Here is a 17,267-nt window from a genome sequence, read left to right as displayed (position 1 = left end):
AGACGGCGCAGGCCGCCGCCGGGACGCCTGACGTCCCGGCGGCGGCCGGGCCGGCCGGCCCGGCGGAGACACACGACGGCGGGCGGGTGCCCGACGTGTCCGAGATGTCGGAGACATCGGAGGAGCGTGACCTGGCGGCCGCCCTCGGCCTGGCCGCCGACGAGGAGGGCGTGGCGAACCCGCTGCGGGACCCGCGCGACAAGCGGCTGCCCCGGGTGGCCGGCCCCTGCGTGCTCGTCCTGTTTGGTGTGACCGGCGACCTCGCGAAGAAGAAGCTGCTCCCGGCGATCTACGACCTGGGCAACCGCGGCCTGCTGCCGCCGGGGTTCTCCCTGGTCGGCTTCGCCCGCCGCGACTGGGCGCACGAGGACTTCGCCCAGGTGACGTACGAGTCGGTGAAGGAGCACGCGCGGACGCCGTTCCGCGAGGAGGTCTGGCGGCAGATCGCCGAGGGCATCCACTTCTGCCCCGGCGAGTTCAGCGACGACGGCGCCTTCGACGTGCTCGCGATGATGCTCAAGGAGATCGACGAGACGCGCGGCACCGGCGGGAACTACGCGTTCTACCTGTCGGTCCCGCCGAAGTTCTTCCCGGTGGTCGTGGAGCAGCTCAAGCGGACCAACCTGGCCAACGCCCCCGAGGGCGCCTGGCGCCGGGTGGTCATCGAGAAGCCGTTCGGCCGCGACCTCAAGACCGCCCGCGAGCTCAACGCGATCACCAGCGCGGTGTTCCCGGAGAAGTCGGTCTTCCGCATCGACCACTACCTGGGCAAGGAGACCGTCCAGAACATCCTGGCCCTGCGGTTCGCGAACACGCTGTACGAGCCGATCTGGAACCGCGGCTACGTGGACCACGTCCAGATCACGATGGCCGAGGACATCGGCATCGGCGGCCGGGCCGGATACTACGACGGCATCGGCGCCGCCCGCGACGTGATCCAGAACCACCTCCTTCAGCTGCTCGCCCTGGTCGCGATGGAGGACCCCACGTCCTTCGACGCCGACTCGCTGCGGCGCGAGAAGGAGAAGGTGCTCCGCTCGGTCCGGCTGCCGGCCGACCTGTCGCTCGGCACCGCGCGCGGGCAGTACACCGCGGGCTGGCAGGGCGGCGAGTCGGTGGCCGGCTACCTGGAGGAGGAGGGCATCTCGCCGGACTCCATCACCGAGACCTACGCCGCCGTCAGGCTGGAGGTGGCCAACCGCCGCTGGGCGGGCGTCCCCTTCTACCTGCGCACCGGCAAGCGGCTCGGCCGCAGGGTCACCGAGGTGGCGGTGGTGTTCCAGCGGGCGCCGCACCTGCCGTTCAGCTCGACCGACACCGAGATACTCGGGCAGAACGCCCTGGTGATCCGCGTCCAGCCGGACGAGGGGATCACCGTGCGCTTCGGCTCGAAGGTGCCGGGCACCGCCATGGAGGTCAGGGACGTCAGCATGGACTTCGCCTACGGCGAGTCGTTCATGGAGTCCTCCCCGGAGGCGTACGAGCGGCTGCTGCTCGACGTCCTCATCGGGGATCCGCCCCTGTTCCCGCACCAGGCCGAGGTCGAGCTGTCGTGGAAGATCCTCGACCCGATCGAGGAGCACTGGGCGGCCTCCGGCCGTCCTGAGGGCTATCCCGCGGGCACATGGGGCCCGCCGTCCGCCGACGCCATGATCACGCGTGACGGGCGCGTGTGGCGACGGCTGTGAGTGAACGGAAGGCGCCGTGACCACCTTCAACCTGACCGACACGACGGCCTCGAAGATCTCGTCGACACTGACCCAGTTGCGCCACCAGATGGGCGCGCCGGCGGTGGGCATGGTGCTCACCCTTGTCGTGGTGTGCGACGAGGCCGGCCAGTACGACGCCGTGCGCGCGGCCACCGAGGCCGCGCGCGAGCACCCCTCCCGGGTGCTGACGGTCATCAAGCGTGACCCGAACGAGCCCGACCGGCTCGACGCCGAGGTACGGATGGGCGAGTCGTCCCCGGGCGAGGTCGTCCTGCTCCGCCTGTACGGCCGGCTCACCGAGCACGCCGACTCGGTGATCAGCCCGCTGCTGCTGACCGACACGCCGGTGGTGGCGTGGTGGCCCGGCGACGCGCCTCCGGCGCCGTCGCAGGACGCCGTGGGCCGGCTCGCCACCCGGCGGATCACCGACGCCCGGGCGGCGGCCGACTCCCTGGCCGCCATCGCGGGCCGCCACAAGGGCTACCTCCCGGGCGACACCGACCTCGCCTGGACGCGGCTCACGGCGTGGCGCAGCCTCCTGGCGTCCGCGTTCGACCGGCCTCCCGGGCGGGTGCTGTCCGGCGCGGTGTACGGCGCGGCGGGCAACCCCAGCGTGCCGCTGCTCGCGGCCTGGCTCTCCGAACGGCTCAACGCCTCGGTGGAGGTGGCCGAGAGCGTGGGACCGGGCCTCACCGAGGCACGGCTCACCCTCGCCGAGGGCGGCGAGCTGGCGATCTCCAGGACGGACGCCCGGCTGGCGACACTGTCCCGGCCGGGACAGCCGAACCGGCGCGTCGCCCTGGCCCGCCGGCCGACCGCCGAGTTGCTCGCCGAGGAGCTGCGCCGGCTGGACTCGGACGACGTCTACGGATCGGCGATCCAGTGGTTGGCGAAGTCCCCGGCCTCCTGAGCCCGAACCGCCCGTAGTGCCCCAATGGAGAAGGAACAGCCGTGAGTGTCCCCAACGTCATCGTCCACCGCGACGCGGAGGTGCTCGCCCAGGCCGTGGCGGCCCGCCTGATCACCCGCCTGGCCGACACCCAGGCGGCCCGCGGGTCGGCCCATCTCGTGCTGACCGGCGGCACCGTCGGCATCGCGACGCTCGCGGCGCTCGCCGGGTCGAAGGCACGCGACGCCATCGACTGGCGTGCCCTCGACGTGTGGTGGGGCGACGAGCGGTTCCTGCCCGCGGGTGACCCCGAGCGCAACGAGACCGGTGCGCGCACGGCGCTGCTCGACCACGTGGACGTGGACCCGGCGCGGGTCCACGCCATGCCGGCGGCGGACTCCGGGCTGATCGCGGAGGAGGCGGCCGAGGTCTACGCGGCCGAGCTGGAGAAGGCCTCCCGTCCCGAGGACCACGGCCCGGTTCCGTCGTTCGACGTGCTGCTGCTCGGCATGGGCCCGGACAGCCACGTCGCGTCGCTGTTCCCCGGGCAGCCCGCCCTCTACGAGGAGGAGCGCGCGGTCGTCGCGGTGCACGGGGCACCGAAGCCGCCGCCCACCCGCCTCTCGCTCACCCTCCCGGCGATCAAGGCCGCGCGCGAGGTGTGGATCGTCGCCGCGGGCGCGGAGAAGGCGCAGGCCGTCCACCTCGCGCTGTCGGGGGCGGGGCCGATCCAGGTTCCGGCCGCCGGGGCCCGCGGCAGCCGCCGGACCCTGTTCCTGCTCGACCGCGCCGCGGCCGGCAAGATCCCGCCCGGCCTCGGCCGCATCGCCTCCCCCTGACCCCGGGCGAGCGCGACGGCCGGTAGGCGCGTGATCACGAGAAATCTGGCAGATTAGACCTATGCCGGACACCCCTCTGCCGCGCGACGAGCTGCGCGCGACCGTCGAAGCCCGCCGCGAGCTCGGTCCCGAGTACGAATCCGCGCTGACGGAGGCCTTCCTCGACCGCATCGAGGCCACCATCGCGCAACGGGTCAAGGCGGAAGCCGACAGCCGGCTTCCCGACCCGCGCCACTCCACGTGGGCGGAGCAGCAGGAGCGCAAACGCCACCTCGGCCTGGCCCTCGGCTCGCTCGGCATCGCCATCCCGCTCACCGGCGCGGCCTCGTACTCCGCCGGCCTGTCCGGGCTGGTGATCGTGTGGACCGGCATCGTCGCGGTCAACGTCGCCTACGCCCTCGGCCAGCGCAGGCGACGGTAGGGACCACCGCGCCACGGTCCAGGTGTTCTCGGCGTGCCCCGGTTCAGCTCGGGGACGCCGGCGCCAGCACGCCCACGGGCATCCGCGCCTCGACCACACCGGGGTCCTCGGTGTAGGTGAGCGTGGCGCCGAGGGAGAGCAGGAGCGCCCGCATCCGGGCGTTGTCGGAGAGGAACGAGGCCCTGACCTCCGCGAGGCCGAGGTCGCGCGCCGCCTCCAGGAGCATCTGGGCGAGGATCCGGCCGAGACCGCGTCCCTGCCAGCTGTCCTCCACCAGCAGGGCCATTTCGGCGGTTCCGGGCTCCGGGCTGAACTGCAGGTTGGCCATGGCGACCACCTGGCCGTCGTACCCGGCCACGAGGGAGTGGCCGCGGCCGCGGTCGCAGAGCCGGTCGAACATCCGGGGCGGCAGCGTGGGCATGGCCGTGAAATAGCGGAACCTGCGGGACTCGGGCGAGCAGCGCTCGTGCAGGTCCCGGACCGCCTCGCGGTAGAGCGGGGTCAGCGGCCTGATCACGACCTCGGCCCCGTCGCCGAGCCGTACCGGCCGCTCGGACCTCTGCGCCTCGGCGGGCGGCTGCGCGAGCCGGGCGAACGCGGCGGCACGGGCCGCCTCCGTGAGGGTGAACGGCAGCCCCGCCCGGCGCAGCCGGATCGCGCGCTTCGGCGCCACGGGCACCGTGAGCAGGGTCGGGTCGGGCAGGTCGGAGAGGTCCGCGCCGTAGACCCAGCGGGCGTCGTCGGCCCGCATCAGCTCGCGCAGGATCTCCGGGAGCCGCCAGGGCGTGGAGCGCAGGCGGGCGGCGAGCAGCAGCGCGCGGGTGGGCTCGTCGGTGAGGTCGTGGGCGGTCGCGGTGACGACCTGGACGCGGCGCCCGCCGGCGGACTCCAGGGCGGCGCGCACGGTCTCGGCGGAGGCGGGGATCTCGGCGACGAACTCGTCCACCGTGCCGTCCGTGTCCGGCTGGACGGACAGGCCGAGGATGTTCCCGCCCTTGTCGGCCAGCGCCGCCGCCAGGGAGGCCAGCCGCCCGGGTCGCTCGTCCACCGTCGTCCTGATCCGCAAGAACCCCATCGATACCGCTCCCTCCGTGATGAGGCAATCCTGTCGTAGATCTGTTACGCGATTGCTACACGAAGGTGTGCCGACCGTTTCGCCCTGGAAAATCCTGCCACTGGCGACGTTATCGGCATGCCAGCCGACGTTTCGCAACGACTTCCGCAGCGAGGTTCTCCAACTGGTACGGATATAGCAGGATATGCCTCATGAGCGCTCCGCTGTCCCCAGATTTCGTCAACGGCGATGTGTCCTTCTGGTTCCGATCCCTGGGTATCCCCGCCCCCGGCGACCGGCTCGACGGCGACCGGGAGGCGGACGTCGCGATCGTCGGCGGCGGCTACACCGGCCTGTGGACCGCCTACTACCTGAAGAAGGCCGACCCCTCGCTGCGGGTGGCGGTCCTGGAGAAGGAGTTCGCCGGGTTCGGCGCGTCCGGACGCAACGGCGGCTGGCTGACGGGGGCGCTCGCGGGCTCGCCGGAACGGTACGCCAAGACCCACGGGCGGGAGGCCACCCAGCGGTTGCAGCGGGAGATGTTCGCCGCGGTCGACGAGGTCATCGCGGTCTGCGCCGCCGAGGGCATCGACGCGGACATCGTCAAGGGAGGACTGTTCAACGTCGCGCGGGGCCCGGCCCAGGAGGCCCGGCTGCGCGCCGAGATCGCCGGGCAGCGCGCGTGGGGCTGGACCGAGGAGGACGTCCGCCCGCTCTCCCCCGCCGAGAGGGACGAGCGGCTGCGCGTGTCCGGGGCGGTCGCCGCCACCTGGAGCCCGCACTGCGCCAGGATCCAGCCCGCCAAGCTCGCCCGGGGGCTCGCGGACGCCGTACGCGCCCTGGGCGTGGACCTCTTCGAGGGCACGCCGGTGACGGCGATCGAGCCGGGCCGCGCGGTCACGCCGTACGGCGCCGTGCGGGCGGCGCACGTGCTGCGCTGCACGGAGGGGTTCACCGCCACGGTCCCGGGCCACCACCGCGACTGGCTCCCGATGAACAGCTCGCTGATCGTCACCGAGCCGCTGCCGCCCGAGGTATGGGAGACGATCGGTTGGGAGGGCCGCGAACTGCTCGGGGACATGGCGCACTACTACATGTACGCGCAGCGCACCGCGGACGACCGCATCGCGTTCGGCGGGCGCGGCCGCCCCTACCTCTACGGCTCGCGCGTGGACGACCGCGGGCACACCCACGACTGGACCGTGGACGCTCTGTGGGGCCTGCTGACGTCGTTCTTCCCCGCCGCGGCGTCCTCGCGGGTGGCGCACGCCTGGTCGGGCGTCCTCGGCGTGCCGCGCGACTGGTGCGCGACCGTGGGCCTGGACCGCGCGACGGGGCTCGGCTGGGCGGGCGGATACACCGGGCACGGCGTGACCACGACCAACCTGGCCGGGCGGACGCTGCGCGACCTGGTGCTCGGGCGGGAGACTCCGCTGACCGGCCTGCCCTGGGTGGACCGCCGCGTCCGCGCGTGGGAGCCGGAGCCGCTGCGCTGGCTCGGGGTCCACTCGATGTACCGCCTGTACCGCGTCGCCGACGCCCGCGAGGCCAAGGGCATGCGCAAGACCTCCGTGCTGGCCCGCGTCGCCGACATGATCACCGGTCACTGACCTCTCCCGCGCGGCCCGGGCACTCCGGGCGCGCGGATACCGTTTCGCCACCACGTCGGCGCGGGTGACGTGGAACGACCACGAGCACATCAAGAAAGAGGGCGATCGTGAGCTCCTCCATCCTGTTTCGCGGCGGCCGGGTCCTCACCCCGGGCGGATTCGCCGAGGCGCTGCTCGTGCGCGACGGCGTCATCGCCGCCGTCGGCGCCGAGTCCGACCTGGTACGGCTCTCGCCCGGCGCCGAGCCGGTGGACCTGCGCGGCGGGCTGCTGACGCCTGGCTTCGTCGACGCCCACATCCATCCCGTGCAGGCGGGACTGGAGCGGGCCGCCTGCGACCTGGCCGAGATCTACGGCCTCGACGACTATCTGGCGCATGTCGCGTCGTTCGCCGCCGCGCACCCCGAGAAGACGTGGATCAGCGGCGGCGGCTGGGACATGGCGGCCTTCCCCGGCGGGCTCCCCCACCGCACCCAGCTCGACTTCCTCGACCGGCCCGCGTACCTGATCCAGCGCGACCACCACGCGGCGTGGGTCAACACGCGCGCCCTCGAACTGGCCGGGATCACCAAGGACACGCCCGACCCGGCCGACGGACGGATCGAGCGCGACCCCGACGGCACCCCGAGCGGCGTGCTGCACGAGGGGGCGATGGACCTCGTCGGCCTGCTCACGCCGCGCCCGACCGCCGCCGACATCGAGGCGGCCCTGCTTGAGGCGCAGCAGTACCTGTTCTCGCTCGGCATCACGGGATGGCAGGACGCCATCGTGGGCTCCTACGCGGGCTCGGACGACCAGCTCCCCGCGTACCTCTCCGCGGCCTCCAGCGGCCGTCTCAAGGCTCGCGTGGTGGGTGCCCTGTGGTGGGACCGCTCCCGTGGGGCCGAGCAGATCCCCGAGCTGCTGGAGCGGCGCGCCCGCGCCGAGGGCCTGGACCGCTTCCGCGCCACCTCGATCAAGATCATGCAGGACGGCATCGCGGAGAACTTCACCGCCGCCGTCATCGAGCCCTACTGCCGCTGCGGCGGCACCGGGCTGTCGTACGTGGACCCGGAGCTCCTCAAGGGGTACGTCAAGGAGCTCGACTCCCACGGGTTCCAGGTGCACTTCCACGCCATCGGCGAGCGCGCCGTGCGGGAGGCGCTGGACGCGCTCACCGGCACGTCCCCGCAGAACCGCCACCACATCGCCCACCTGCAGATCGTCACGCCGCAGGACGTGCCGCGCTTCGCCGCCCTCGGCGTCACCGCGAACCTGCAGGCGCTGTGGGCCACGCACCACGCCCAGATGGACGAGCTGTGCCTCCCCTACCTGGGCGAGGAGCGCTCGACCTGGCAGTACCCCTTCGCCGATCTCGTACGGCACGGCACCCGGCTGGCGGCCGGATCGGACTGGCCGGTCTCGTCCGCCGACCCGCTGCAGGCGGTCCACGTGGCGGTCAACCGGACCGAACCCGGCAGTTCGGTCCACGCGTCCTACCCGACCGCGCAGACCCCGTTCCTACCCGGCCAGAGCATCGACCTGCGCACCGTGCTGACGGCGTACACCGCCGGGTCGGCCTGGCTGAACCGCTCGCCCGCCGGGGTGATCGAGGAGGGCCGCCCCGCCGACCTGGCGGTGCTCGACCGCGACCCCTTCGTCCTCGACCCCAAGGACATCTGGACGACCGGCGTGCGGATGACCTTCGTTGACGGCGAGTGCGTCGCGGACAACGGCTCCGCCTGACCCTGGACACGACGAGGCCCCCGTTCCACTGGGGAACGGGGGCCTCGCGATGCCGTGAGACGGGCCTGGAGATCTGTCCGGTCTAGTAGATCGGACGCGACGAGGACCGCAGCCGCTCCAGGGCCTCGGCCAGGATCTGCGCGCCGTCCTTGTCGCTGCGCCGCTCCTTCACGTACGCGAGATGCGTCTTGTACGGCTCGTTTCGCGGCGGAGCGGGCGGGTTCGCCTCGTCCTGACCGGCCGGCAGTCCGCACCGGGGGCAGTCCCAGTGCTCAGGGACGGCCGCGTCGCTGGCGAAGCTGGGACGCGTCTCGTGCATGTTCGCGCACCAGAACGAGACCCGCACTCGGGGGGCCGCCTCGCCGCGTTCGGCCTCCCCCATGGGGCCCGCACCGACTCGGCTGCCACGGATCGCGTTGCCACTACCCACGAATGAACTCCTCGCTCTCACGCCCCGCGGGACACGGGGGAAAGATGAATCTATGTCACGTGTCGCCGCAGATGAGCCGTTTCTGCCCTATTTTTTACAGCCTGACCGATTTTGGCGTTACGGCCGTTACGGCTTGAGCAGCAGGCCCAGCGCGATGATGCAGACGAACCACACCACGCCTGTGATGATCGTGAGGCGGTCGAGGTTACGCTCGACCACCGCCGACCCGCCGAACGACGACGAGAACCCGCCGCCGAACATGTCCGTGAGACCACCACCCTTGCCCTTGTGCAGCAGCACGAGCAGCACCATCAGGGCGCTCGACAGAATGAGGGCGATGGAGATTCCGATAATCACCGTTGACCTGTTCCTATGACTCGCGCGGGTGCGCGACACCAGCGGTGTGACGATTCAATCTTGCCTTATGAGGGTACGGCTTGTTGTCAAGTCGCACCCCCCGAACGGCTCAGCCCGCCGACATCTCGCCAAAACGGGAAATCTTCACGAACCCGCCCGGGTCGAGGCTGGCCCCTCCGACGAGGGCACCGTCCACGTCGGGCTGCGCCATGATCCCGGCGATGTTGTCGGACTTGACCGATCCTCCGTAAAGGATACGGACGGCCGCGGCCACCTCGCCGTCGTAGAGCTCGGCGAGTCGTGTCCGGATCGCCCCGCAGACCTCCTGCGCGTCCTCCGGGGTGGCGACCTCGCCGGTCCCGATCGCCCAGACCGGCTCGTACGCCACGACCAGGGACTTCGCCTGCTCGGCGGAGATCCCGTCGAGAGCGCCGTCGAGCTGGGCCAGGGTGTGCGGCACCTGCTCGCCGGCCTTGCGGACCGGCAGGCCCTCACCGACGCAGAGGATCGGCGTGATCCCGTGCCGGTAGGCCGCCTTCACCTTGGCGTTGCACACGGCGTCGTCCTCGGCGTGGTACTGCCGCCGCTCCGAGTGGCCGACCAGCACGTAGGTGCAGCCGAGCTTGGCCAGCATGGCGCCGGAGATCTCCCCGGTGTAGGCCCCCGCGTCGTGCCGGGACAGGTCCTGCCCGCCGTACGTGATCTGGAGCTTGTCCCCGTCCACCAGGGTCTGCACGCTGCGCAGGTCGGTGAACGGCGGGAGGACCGCGACGTCGACGGCGTCGAAGTCCTTGGCGGTGAGCGAGAACGCCAGCTTCTGCACCAGGTTGATGGCCTCGAGGTGGTTGAGGTTCATCTTCCAGTTGCCGGCGATGAGCGGCTTGCGGCTCACGAGTCCTCCAGAGCTGCGAGTCCGGGCAGGGTCTTGCCCTCGAGGTATTCGAGGCTCGCCCCGCCACCGGTGGAAATGTGCGAGAAGCCGTCCTCCGGCAGCCCCAGGCGGCGCACGGCCGCCGCGGAGTCGCCGCCGCCGACCACGGTGAACGCGCCGGAGGCGATCAGCGCCTCGGCCACGGCCCGGGTCCCGCCCGCGAACGCGTCGAACTCGAACACGCCCATCGGGCCGTTCCAGAAGACGGTCCGCGCGTCGGCCAGCTTGGCGGCGAACAGCTCGCGGGTACGCGGGCCGATGTCGAGCCCCTGCCGGTCGGCCGGGATCTCGGTCGCGTCCACCGCCTCGTGCGGCGCGTCCGGCGCGAACTCCGTCGCCGCCAGCACGTCCACCGGGAGCACCAGATCGACGCCGCGATCCTTCGCCTCCGACAGGAAGCCGCGCACCTGGTCGAGCTGGTCCTCCTGCAGCAGCGAGCCGCCGACCTCGTGGCCCTGCGCCGCGAGGAAGGTGTAGGCCATACCGCCGCCGATCAGAAGCCGGTCGACCTTGGACAGCAGGTTGGCGATGACGCCCAGCTTGTCGGAGACCTTCGCGCCGCCGAGCACCACCACGTACGGCCGGGCCGGGTCCTCGGTGAGCCGCTTGAGCACCTCGACCTCGGCCACGATCAGGCCGCCGGCCGCGTGCGGGAGCCGCTTGGGCACGTCGTAGACGCTGGCGTGCTTGCGGTGCACGGCGCCGAAGCCGTCGCCGACGTACAGCTCGGCCAGGGCGGCCAGCCGGTCGGCGAACGCGCCGAGGACCTCGTCGTCCTTGGACTCCTCACCCGGCTCGAAGCGCAGGTTCTCCAGGAGCGCCACCTGGCCGTCCTGCAGCGCGGCCACCGTGGCCTGCGCGGACTCGCCGACCACGTCGGTGGCGAACGCGACGTGCTCGCCGAGCAGCTCCGACAGCCGGCGCGCGACCGGCGCGAGGGAGTACTTCGGGGTGGGCGATCCCTTGGGGCGGCCGAGGTGGGCGCAGACGATCACCTTGGCGCCGCTGTCGAGCAGCTTCCTGATCGTCGGCACCGAGGCCCGGATCCGCCCGTCGTCGGTGATCGTCTCCCCGTCGAGAGGGACGTTGAGGTCGGCGCGCACGAGCACGCGCCGGCCCTTCACGTCGAGCGAGTCGATGGTCCGCATCAGAGCGAGGCGCCCACGTACTCGATGAGGTCGACGAGGCGGTTGGAGTAACCCCACTCGTTGTCGTACCAGCCGACGACCTTGATCTGGTTGCCGATCACCTTGGTGAGGCCGGCGTCGAAGATGCAGGAGGCCGGGTCGGTGACGATGTCGGCGGAGACGATCTCGTCCTCGGTGTAGCTGAGGACGCCCTTGAGCGGGCCCTCGGCGGCGGCCTTCAGCGCGGCGTTGACCTCCTCGACCGAGGTATCGCGGCGGACCTCGACGGTCAGGTCGGTGGCCGAGCCGGTGGGGATCGGCACGCGCAGCGCGAAGCCGTCGAGCTTGCCCTTGAGCTCGGGCAGGACCAGGCCGATCGCCTTGGCGGCGCCGGTGGAGGTCGGGACGATGTTCAGCGCGGCGGCGCGGGCCCGGCGCAGGTCCTTGTGCGGGCCGTCCTGCAGGTTCTGGTCCTGCGTGTACGCGTGGATCGTGGTCATCAGACCCTTCTCGATACCGAAGGTGTCGTTGATGACCTTGGCCATGGGGGCCAGGCAGTTGGTCGTGCACGACGCGTTGGAGATGATCGTGTGCGCGGCCGGGTCATAGATGTCGTGGTTGACACCCATGACGATCGTCACGTCCTCGTTCTTCGCCGGAGCGGAGATGATGACCTTCTTGGCGCCGTTGTCGGCGTGCACCTTGGCCTTGGTGGCGTCGGTGAACAGTCCGGTCGACTCGACGACAACATCGACGCCCAGGTCGCCCCACGGCAGCTTGGCGGGGTCACGCTCGGCGAACGCCTTGATGGCCTTGCCGTCCACGGTGATCTCGTCCGCCGAGGCCTTCACCTCGTACGGCAGGCGGCCAAGGATGCTGTCGTACTTCAGCAGGTGGGCAAGAGTGGCATTGTCGGTCAGGTCGTTGACCGCGACGATCTCGATGTCCTTACCGCTGGCTGCCACAGCGCGCCAGAAATTGCGGCCGATACGGCCGAAGCCGTTGACGCCTACGCGGATGCTCACGGAATCGGTCTCCTCGTACGTCGTGCGCCGGCTGCCCGGCGACAGGGCTGGCTTGAAACCTCAGTCACAGACCTTATCCGACTCAAATTGGTTTAGACCAACGCGGCCCCACCGCTGATCGGAACCGGCAAAGCGGGCGTCAGCAAGGCGTGCGCGCGGCAAAGCGGCCGGTTTGCACACGCAAACCGGCCGCCATGGAAGCGAGAGGAAAAGGCCGAGGTCAGGGGGCAAGCATCTCGGCCGTGAGGTTGGCCTCGGTGTTGGCGACACCCAGATCCTGGGCGCGTTTGTCGGCCATCGCGAGCAGCCGCCTGATCCGCCCCGCGATGGCGTCCTTGGTCAGCGGCGGGTCGGCGATCTGGCCGAGTTCCTCCAGCGACGCCTGCTTGTGCTCGACCCGGAGCCGCCCGGCGATCACCAGGTGCTCGGGCGCGTCGTCACCGAGGATCTCCAGCGCCCGCTGGACCCGGGCGCCCGCCGCGACGGCGGCCCTGGCCGACCGGCGGAGGTTGGCGTCGTCGAAGTTGGCCAGCCGGTTCGCCGTGGCCCGGACCTCGCGGCGCATCCGCCGTTCCTCCCAGGCCAGCACGCTGTCGTGCGCGCCGAGCCGGGTGAGCAGGGCGCTGATCGCGTCGCCGTCGCGGACCACGACCCGGTCCACGCCGCGCACCTCGCGCGCCTTGGCGTGGATCTTCAGCCGCCGCGCGGAGCCGACCAGCGCCAGCGCCGCCTCGGGTCCCGGGCAGGTCACCTCCAGCGACATCGACCGTCCGGGCTCGGTCAGCGAGCCGTGCGCCAGGAAGGCGCCGCGCCAGGCCGCCTCCGCGTCGCACGTCGCGCCCGAGACCACCTGGCGGGGCAGCCCGCGGACCGGACGACCGTGGTTGTCGATCAGGCCGGTCTGCCGGGCCAGCGCCTCGCCGTCGCGGTAGACCCGGACGACGTAGCGCGAGCCCTTGCGCAGCCCCGCCGGGGCCAGCACCAGCACCTCGGCCTTGTGGCCGAACACCTCGCCGATGTCCCTGATCAGGCGGCGGGCGGTGACGTTGGTGTCGAGCTCCGCCTCGATCACGATCCGCCCGCCCACCAGGTGAAGACCGCTCGCGAACCGCAACAGCGTCGAGACCTCGGCCTTACGGCAGCAGGGCTTCAGCACCGAAAGGCGGCTCAGCTCGTCCTTCACCACACCCGTCATGGCCATCTGCGCGTGTCCTCCCCCAAACAGACTTTGACAGCCAGTCTCTCGCACCTAGGAGGGCCGGTCTCACCGCTTCTCACGGAAAATCTCGTCCAGGACGTTGGCAAGACGTGGTCCGTCGTGCCGGGGAGATCCGTCACAAGCACCCACATCGGCCAATACCAGACGCGCTCCCAGCGACACCACCGCCTTCTCCAGCTCGCGGGGGTCGCCGACCAGACCGTTGTCGGCGAGCACCGCGTCCACGGTCAGCGATGGGGCGTGCTCCCTGAGCACCTCCAGATGCTTCTCCGGGGAGAAACCGTCCGTCTCACCCGGCTGGGGGGCCAGGTTGAGGATCACCAGCCGCCGCGCGGTCGTGGCGTGCAGCGCCTGGGCCAGCTCGGGGACCTTGAGGTGCGGCAGGACGCTGGTGAACCAGGACCCCGGCCCGAACACCACCCAGTCGGCCTCGTGGATGGCCTCCACCGCCTGGGGGCAGGCCGGCGGGTCCGGCGGGAGCAGCGAGATCGCCCGGACCCGGCCGGGCGTCAGCGCGCACGCCACCTGGCCGCGCACGGTCGTGACCTCGCCGTCCAGCTCGACCTCGGCCTGGATGTCCAGCGGGACCGACGCCATGGGCAGCACCCGGCCATGGGCGCCGAGCAGCCGTCCCACCCAGTCGAGCCCCTGGACCGGGTCGTCGAGCAGCTCCCACAGCGCGACGATCAGCAGGTTGCCGACCGCGTGCCCGTGCAGCTCCCCCTCGCTGCGGAAGCGGTGCTGGACGACCCGGCTCCACGTCTGGCCCCACTCACCGTCGCCGCACAGCGCGGCGAGGGCCATGCGCAGGTCACCCGGCGGGATGACGCCCAGCTCACGCCTGAGACGGCCGCTGGAGCCCCCGTCGTCGGCCACGGTGACAATGGCCGTGAGGTTCCCCGTCACCGTCCTCAGCGCCGACAGGGACGCGTACAGGCCGTGTCCTCCGCCGAGGGCGACCACTTTCGGGCCGGAGGAGCCGCCGTCCTCGCTCCCCTCGTCCTGAACCGTCACTCGCGCCCCACATCGCGGTGGCTGACCTGCACCTCGATGCCCCGGTCGCGCAGCCGCGCGCCGAGTTGCTCGGCCATGGCCACGCTGCGGTGCTTGCCGCCGGTGCAGCCGACGGCGAGCGTCGCGTAGCTCTTGCCCTCGCGCGCGTAGCCGGCGGCCACCACCCCGAAGACCTCCTCGTACGCGTCGAGGAACTCCTTGGCCCCGATCTGGCCGAGGACGTACTCGCGGACGGAGGCGTCCAGGCCGCTCATCGGGCGCAGCTCGGGGACCCAGTGCGGGTTGGGCAGGAAGCGGCAGTCCACCACGAGGTCGGCGTCCACCGGCAGGCCGTACTTGAAGCCGAAGGAGACCACGTTGACCTTGAGGCCCGGCCGGTCCTCGCCACCGAAGAAGGAGACGATCTTGTTGCGCAGCTCGTGGACGTTGAGCGAGGAGGTGTCGATTATGAGGTCGGCGTTGGCCCGGACCTCGCGCAGGATGCCGCGCTCGCGGGCGATGCCGTCCACCAGCCGGCCGTCGCCCTGCAGCGGGTGGGGACGCCGCACGTTCTCGAACCGGCGCACCAGCTCCTCGTCGCTGGCCTCCAGGAAGACCACGCGGAACCCGACCCCGCGGCCGTCCAGCTCGCCGATCGCCGCGTTGAGGTCGGAGGTGAAGGCGAGGCTGCGGACGTCGACGACGGCCGCCACCTTGTCCGCGGCCAGCTTGACCCGGCCCGCCTCCTCGGCCAGGGAGAACAGCAGCCCTGGCGGCAGGTTGTCGATGACGAACCAGCCCAGATCCTCAAGGGCCTTGGCGGCGGTGCTGCGGCCCGCCCCCGACATGCCCGTGACGATCACGAACGCCGGCTCTCTCGCAGCGCACATCAGTCGTTCACCGCTTTCTCTCGGTCGGCGTCCCGCGCGCCGCTCAGCGCGGCCACGATGGCTTCGGCCGTCGCGGGACCGATGCCGGGGACCTCTCGGATCTCGGCCACGCCCGCCTCGCGCAGCCGCTTCAGCGACCCGAAGTGCCGGAGAAGCGCCTGTCTGCGGGCGGGACCGAGGCCGGGGACCTCGTCAAGCGCGCTCTCCTTCACGGCTCTGGACCGCTTCGAACGATGGTAGGCGATGGCGAACCGATGCGCCTCGTCCCGGACGCGCTGCAGGAGGTAAAGGCCCTCGCTCGACCTCGGGAGGATCACCGGCAGGTCGTCGCCCGGCAACCACACCTCCTCCAGCCGCTTGGCGAGGCCGCAGACCGCGACATCATCCACGCCGAGCTCGTCCAGCGCGCGCTGGGCGGCCGCCGCCTGCGCGGGACCGCCGTCGACCACGACCAGGTTCGGCGGGTACGCGAACTTGCGCGGCCGCCCCGTGTCGGGGTCGATCGGCAGGCCGGTGCGGGGGTCGGCGCCCTCGCTCTCCGGCCCGTCGGCGCCCTCGCTCTCCCGCCCGTCGCCGGTCGCCGACTCGGGGGCGGGCTCGGCGCCCAGCTCGCCGGTCGCCGACCGCTCCTCCAGATAGCGCTTGAACCTGCGCGAGATGACCTCATGGATGGAGGCGACGTCGCCCTCGGCCTGCTTGATGGAGAACCGGCGGTACTCGCTCTTGCGGACCAGGCCGTCCTCGAACACCACCATGGAGGCGACCACGTCGGTGCCCTGAATGTGCGAGACGTCGTAGCACTCGATCCGCAGCGGCGCCTGGTCCAGGCCGAGCGCCTCGGCGATCTCCTGCAGCGCCCGGCTGCGGGTGGTGAGGTCGCTCGCGCGCCGGAGCTTGTGCTGGGCCAGGGACTCCTTGGCGTTGCGCTCGACGGTCTCCATCAGGCTCTTCTTGTCGCCGCGCTGCGGCACGCGCAGATCGACCCGGGCGCCCCGCTGCTCGGACAGCAGCTCGGCCAGGGCCTCCACGTCCGGCGGCAGCGCGGCGACCAGGATCTCCCGGGGGATCGCGGCCTCGCCGTACATCTGGAGCAGGAAGTGCTCCACCAGGTCGCCCGGGGTGGCGTCCTCGACCTTGTCGACCACCCAGCCGCGCTGGCCCCGGATGCGGCCGCCGCGCACGTAGAAGACCTGGACGGCCGCCTCAAGCGGGTCCTCGGCCAGGGCGATCACGTCGCAGTCGGTGTCGTCGCCGAGCACGACGGTCTGCTTCTCCAGGGCCCGCTGCAACGCCTGGATGTCGTCGCGCAGCCGGGCGGCCCGCTCGTACTCCTCCACCGCGGCGGCCTCGCGCATGGCCTTCTCGAGCCGCTTGATGAACCGGCCGGTGTTGCCCGACATGAAGTCGCAGAAGTCCTCGGCGAGGGCGCGGTGCTCCTCCGGGGTGACCCGCCCGACGCAGGGGGCGGAGCACTTGTCGATGTATCCGAGCAGGCACGGCCGCCCGATCTGGCCGGCCCGCCTGAACACCCCGGCCGAGCAGGTGCGCACCGGGAACACGCGCAGGAGCAGGTCGACCGTCTCCCTGATCGCCCAGGCGTGGGAGTAGGGCCCGAAGTAGCGCGTCCCCTTGCGCTTGGCGCCGCGCAGCACCTGCACGCGGGGGAACTCCTCCCCCATCGTCACCGCGAGGTACGGATAGGACTTGTCGTCCCGGTATTTCACGTTGAACCGGGGGTCGAACTCCTTGATCCAGGAGTATTCGAGCTGGAGCGCCTCGACCTCGGTGCCGACCACCGTCCAGTCGACGCCGGCCGCCGTGGTGAGCATCGTCTGGGTCCGCGGGTGCAGGCCGGCGAAATCCGCGAAGTACGAATTGAGCCGCTGGCGCAGGCTCTTGGCCTTGCCGACGTAGATCACCCGGCCGCCGGGGTCGCGGAAGCGGTAGACGCCCGGGGAGTCGGGAATCGCTCCAGGCGCTGGTCGATAGGTTGCCGGATCCGCCACAAATGCAAGCCTACTGTCAGCGACCGACAAAGCAGATCGCGAT

At 71.6% G+C, this 17,267-nt stretch carries 16 protein-coding genes; 6 read left to right on the top strand and 10 right to left on the bottom strand.

The genetic code is table 11. The features are described from left to right. Nucleotides 1–104: 104 nt before the first annotated feature. The 4 genes from zwf to AWQ71_RS34615 all read left to right on the top strand — a co-directional run bounded on the left by zwf (nucleotide 105) and on the right by AWQ71_RS34615 (nucleotide 3,858). On the top strand, nucleotides 105–1,688 hold the full coding sequence (gene zwf / locus AWQ71_RS34630) for a glucose-6-phosphate dehydrogenase (protein WP_084259635.1): 1,584 nt from the start codon (nucleotides 105–107) through the stop codon (nucleotides 1,686–1,688). Nucleotides 1,689–1,704: 16 nt separating this feature from the next. Next, on the top strand, nucleotides 1,705–2,619 hold the full coding sequence (locus tag AWQ71_RS34625) for a glucose-6-phosphate dehydrogenase assembly protein OpcA (RefSeq protein WP_067141813.1): 915 nt from the start codon (nucleotides 1,705–1,707) through the stop codon (nucleotides 2,617–2,619). Nucleotides 2,620–2,660: 41 nt separating this feature from the next. Beyond that, nucleotides 2,661–3,437, top strand: a complete 777-nt coding sequence (gene pgl, locus AWQ71_RS34620) for a 6-phosphogluconolactonase (RefSeq protein ID WP_067141810.1) — start codon at nucleotides 2,661–2,663, stop codon at nucleotides 3,435–3,437. A gap of 61 nt (nucleotides 3,438–3,498) precedes the next feature. After that, on the top strand, nucleotides 3,499–3,858 hold the full coding sequence (locus tag AWQ71_RS34615) for a hypothetical protein (protein ID WP_067141807.1): 360 nt from the start codon (nucleotides 3,499–3,501) through the stop codon (nucleotides 3,856–3,858). 43 nt (nucleotides 3,859–3,901) lie between these two features. On the opposite strand, the gene AWQ71_RS34610 is transcribed toward AWQ71_RS34615, so the two are convergent. Then, nucleotides 3,902–4,933: a GNAT family N-acetyltransferase gene (locus AWQ71_RS34610; RefSeq protein WP_067141805.1), complete on the bottom strand. Its 1,032-nt coding sequence runs from the start codon at nucleotides 4,931–4,933 to the stop codon at nucleotides 3,902–3,904. Nucleotides 4,934–5,124: 191 nt separating this feature from the next. Between AWQ71_RS34610 and AWQ71_RS34605 the strand changes: the two genes are divergently transcribed. Further along, on the top strand, nucleotides 5,125–6,522 hold the full coding sequence (locus AWQ71_RS34605; RefSeq protein ID WP_067141802.1) for an NAD(P)/FAD-dependent oxidoreductase: 1,398 nt from the start codon (nucleotides 5,125–5,127) through the stop codon (nucleotides 6,520–6,522). Between the two features lie 107 nt (nucleotides 6,523–6,629). Next, a complete protein-coding gene (locus AWQ71_RS34600) occupies nucleotides 6,630–8,246 on the top strand; it encodes an amidohydrolase (protein WP_067141798.1) in 1,617 nt (538 codons plus the stop codon). Between the two features lie 82 nt (nucleotides 8,247–8,328). On the opposite strand, the gene AWQ71_RS34595 is transcribed toward AWQ71_RS34600, so the two are convergent. The 9 genes from AWQ71_RS34595 to uvrC form a co-directional block, all read right to left on the bottom strand. Continuing rightward, nucleotides 8,329–8,676 carry an RNA polymerase-binding protein RbpA gene (locus AWQ71_RS34595; RefSeq protein ID WP_084259626.1) on the bottom strand — a complete coding sequence of 116 codons (348 nt, stop codon included), beginning with the start codon at nucleotides 8,674–8,676 and terminating at the stop codon, nucleotides 8,329–8,331. Between the two features lie 126 nt (nucleotides 8,677–8,802). Beyond that, nucleotides 8,803–9,033, bottom strand: a complete 231-nt coding sequence (gene secG / locus AWQ71_RS34590; protein ID WP_061255550.1) for a preprotein translocase subunit SecG — start codon at nucleotides 9,031–9,033, stop codon at nucleotides 8,803–8,805. A 109-nt stretch (nucleotides 9,034–9,142) separates the two neighbouring features. Beyond that, nucleotides 9,143–9,925 (bottom strand): triose-phosphate isomerase, encoded by a 783-nt coding sequence (gene tpiA / locus AWQ71_RS34585; RefSeq protein WP_084259625.1) that lies wholly within the window; start codon nucleotides 9,923–9,925, stop codon nucleotides 9,143–9,145. Continuing rightward, complete coding sequence (locus AWQ71_RS34580) at nucleotides 9,922–11,112, bottom strand: phosphoglycerate kinase (RefSeq protein WP_067141792.1); 1,191 nt, start codon at nucleotides 11,110–11,112, stop codon at nucleotides 9,922–9,924. Before AWQ71_RS34580 ends, tpiA begins: the two co-directional genes overlap by 4 nt. Beyond that, nucleotides 11,112–12,116, bottom strand: coding sequence for a type I glyceraldehyde-3-phosphate dehydrogenase (gene gap, locus AWQ71_RS34575; RefSeq protein ID WP_067141789.1), 1,005 nt, complete (start codon nucleotides 12,114–12,116; stop codon nucleotides 11,112–11,114). Before gap ends, AWQ71_RS34580 begins: the two co-directional genes overlap by 1 nt. Before the next feature lie 220 nt (nucleotides 12,117–12,336). Next, complete coding sequence (gene whiA, locus AWQ71_RS34570) at nucleotides 12,337–13,317, bottom strand: DNA-binding protein WhiA (RefSeq protein ID WP_067141786.1); 981 nt, start codon at nucleotides 13,315–13,317, stop codon at nucleotides 12,337–12,339. 63 nt (nucleotides 13,318–13,380) lie between these two features. Continuing rightward, nucleotides 13,381–14,349 carry a gluconeogenesis factor YvcK family protein gene (locus tag AWQ71_RS34565; protein ID WP_439650383.1) on the bottom strand — a complete coding sequence of 323 codons (969 nt, stop codon included), beginning with the start codon at nucleotides 14,347–14,349 and terminating at the stop codon, nucleotides 13,381–13,383. Further along, nucleotides 14,346–15,218, bottom strand: a complete 873-nt coding sequence (gene rapZ / locus AWQ71_RS34560; RefSeq protein ID WP_067141783.1) for an RNase adapter RapZ — start codon at nucleotides 15,216–15,218, stop codon at nucleotides 14,346–14,348. The genes AWQ71_RS34565 and rapZ overlap by 4 nt, the downstream gene beginning before the upstream one ends. After that, a complete protein-coding gene (gene uvrC, locus AWQ71_RS34555; RefSeq protein WP_067141780.1) occupies nucleotides 15,218–17,224 on the bottom strand; it encodes an excinuclease ABC subunit UvrC in 2,007 nt (668 codons plus the stop codon). The genes rapZ and uvrC overlap by 1 nt, the downstream gene beginning before the upstream one ends. Nucleotides 17,225–17,267: the final 43 nt, after the last annotated feature.

The sequence above is a fragment of the Microtetraspora malaysiensis genome, from assembly GCF_001528665.1.
GTDB lineage: Bacteria > Actinomycetota > Actinomycetes > Streptosporangiales > Streptosporangiaceae > Microtetraspora_A > Microtetraspora_A malaysiensis.
The sequence above is the reverse complement of the archived record's forward strand: the minus strand, read 5'-3'. Positions and strand labels throughout refer to the sequence as shown.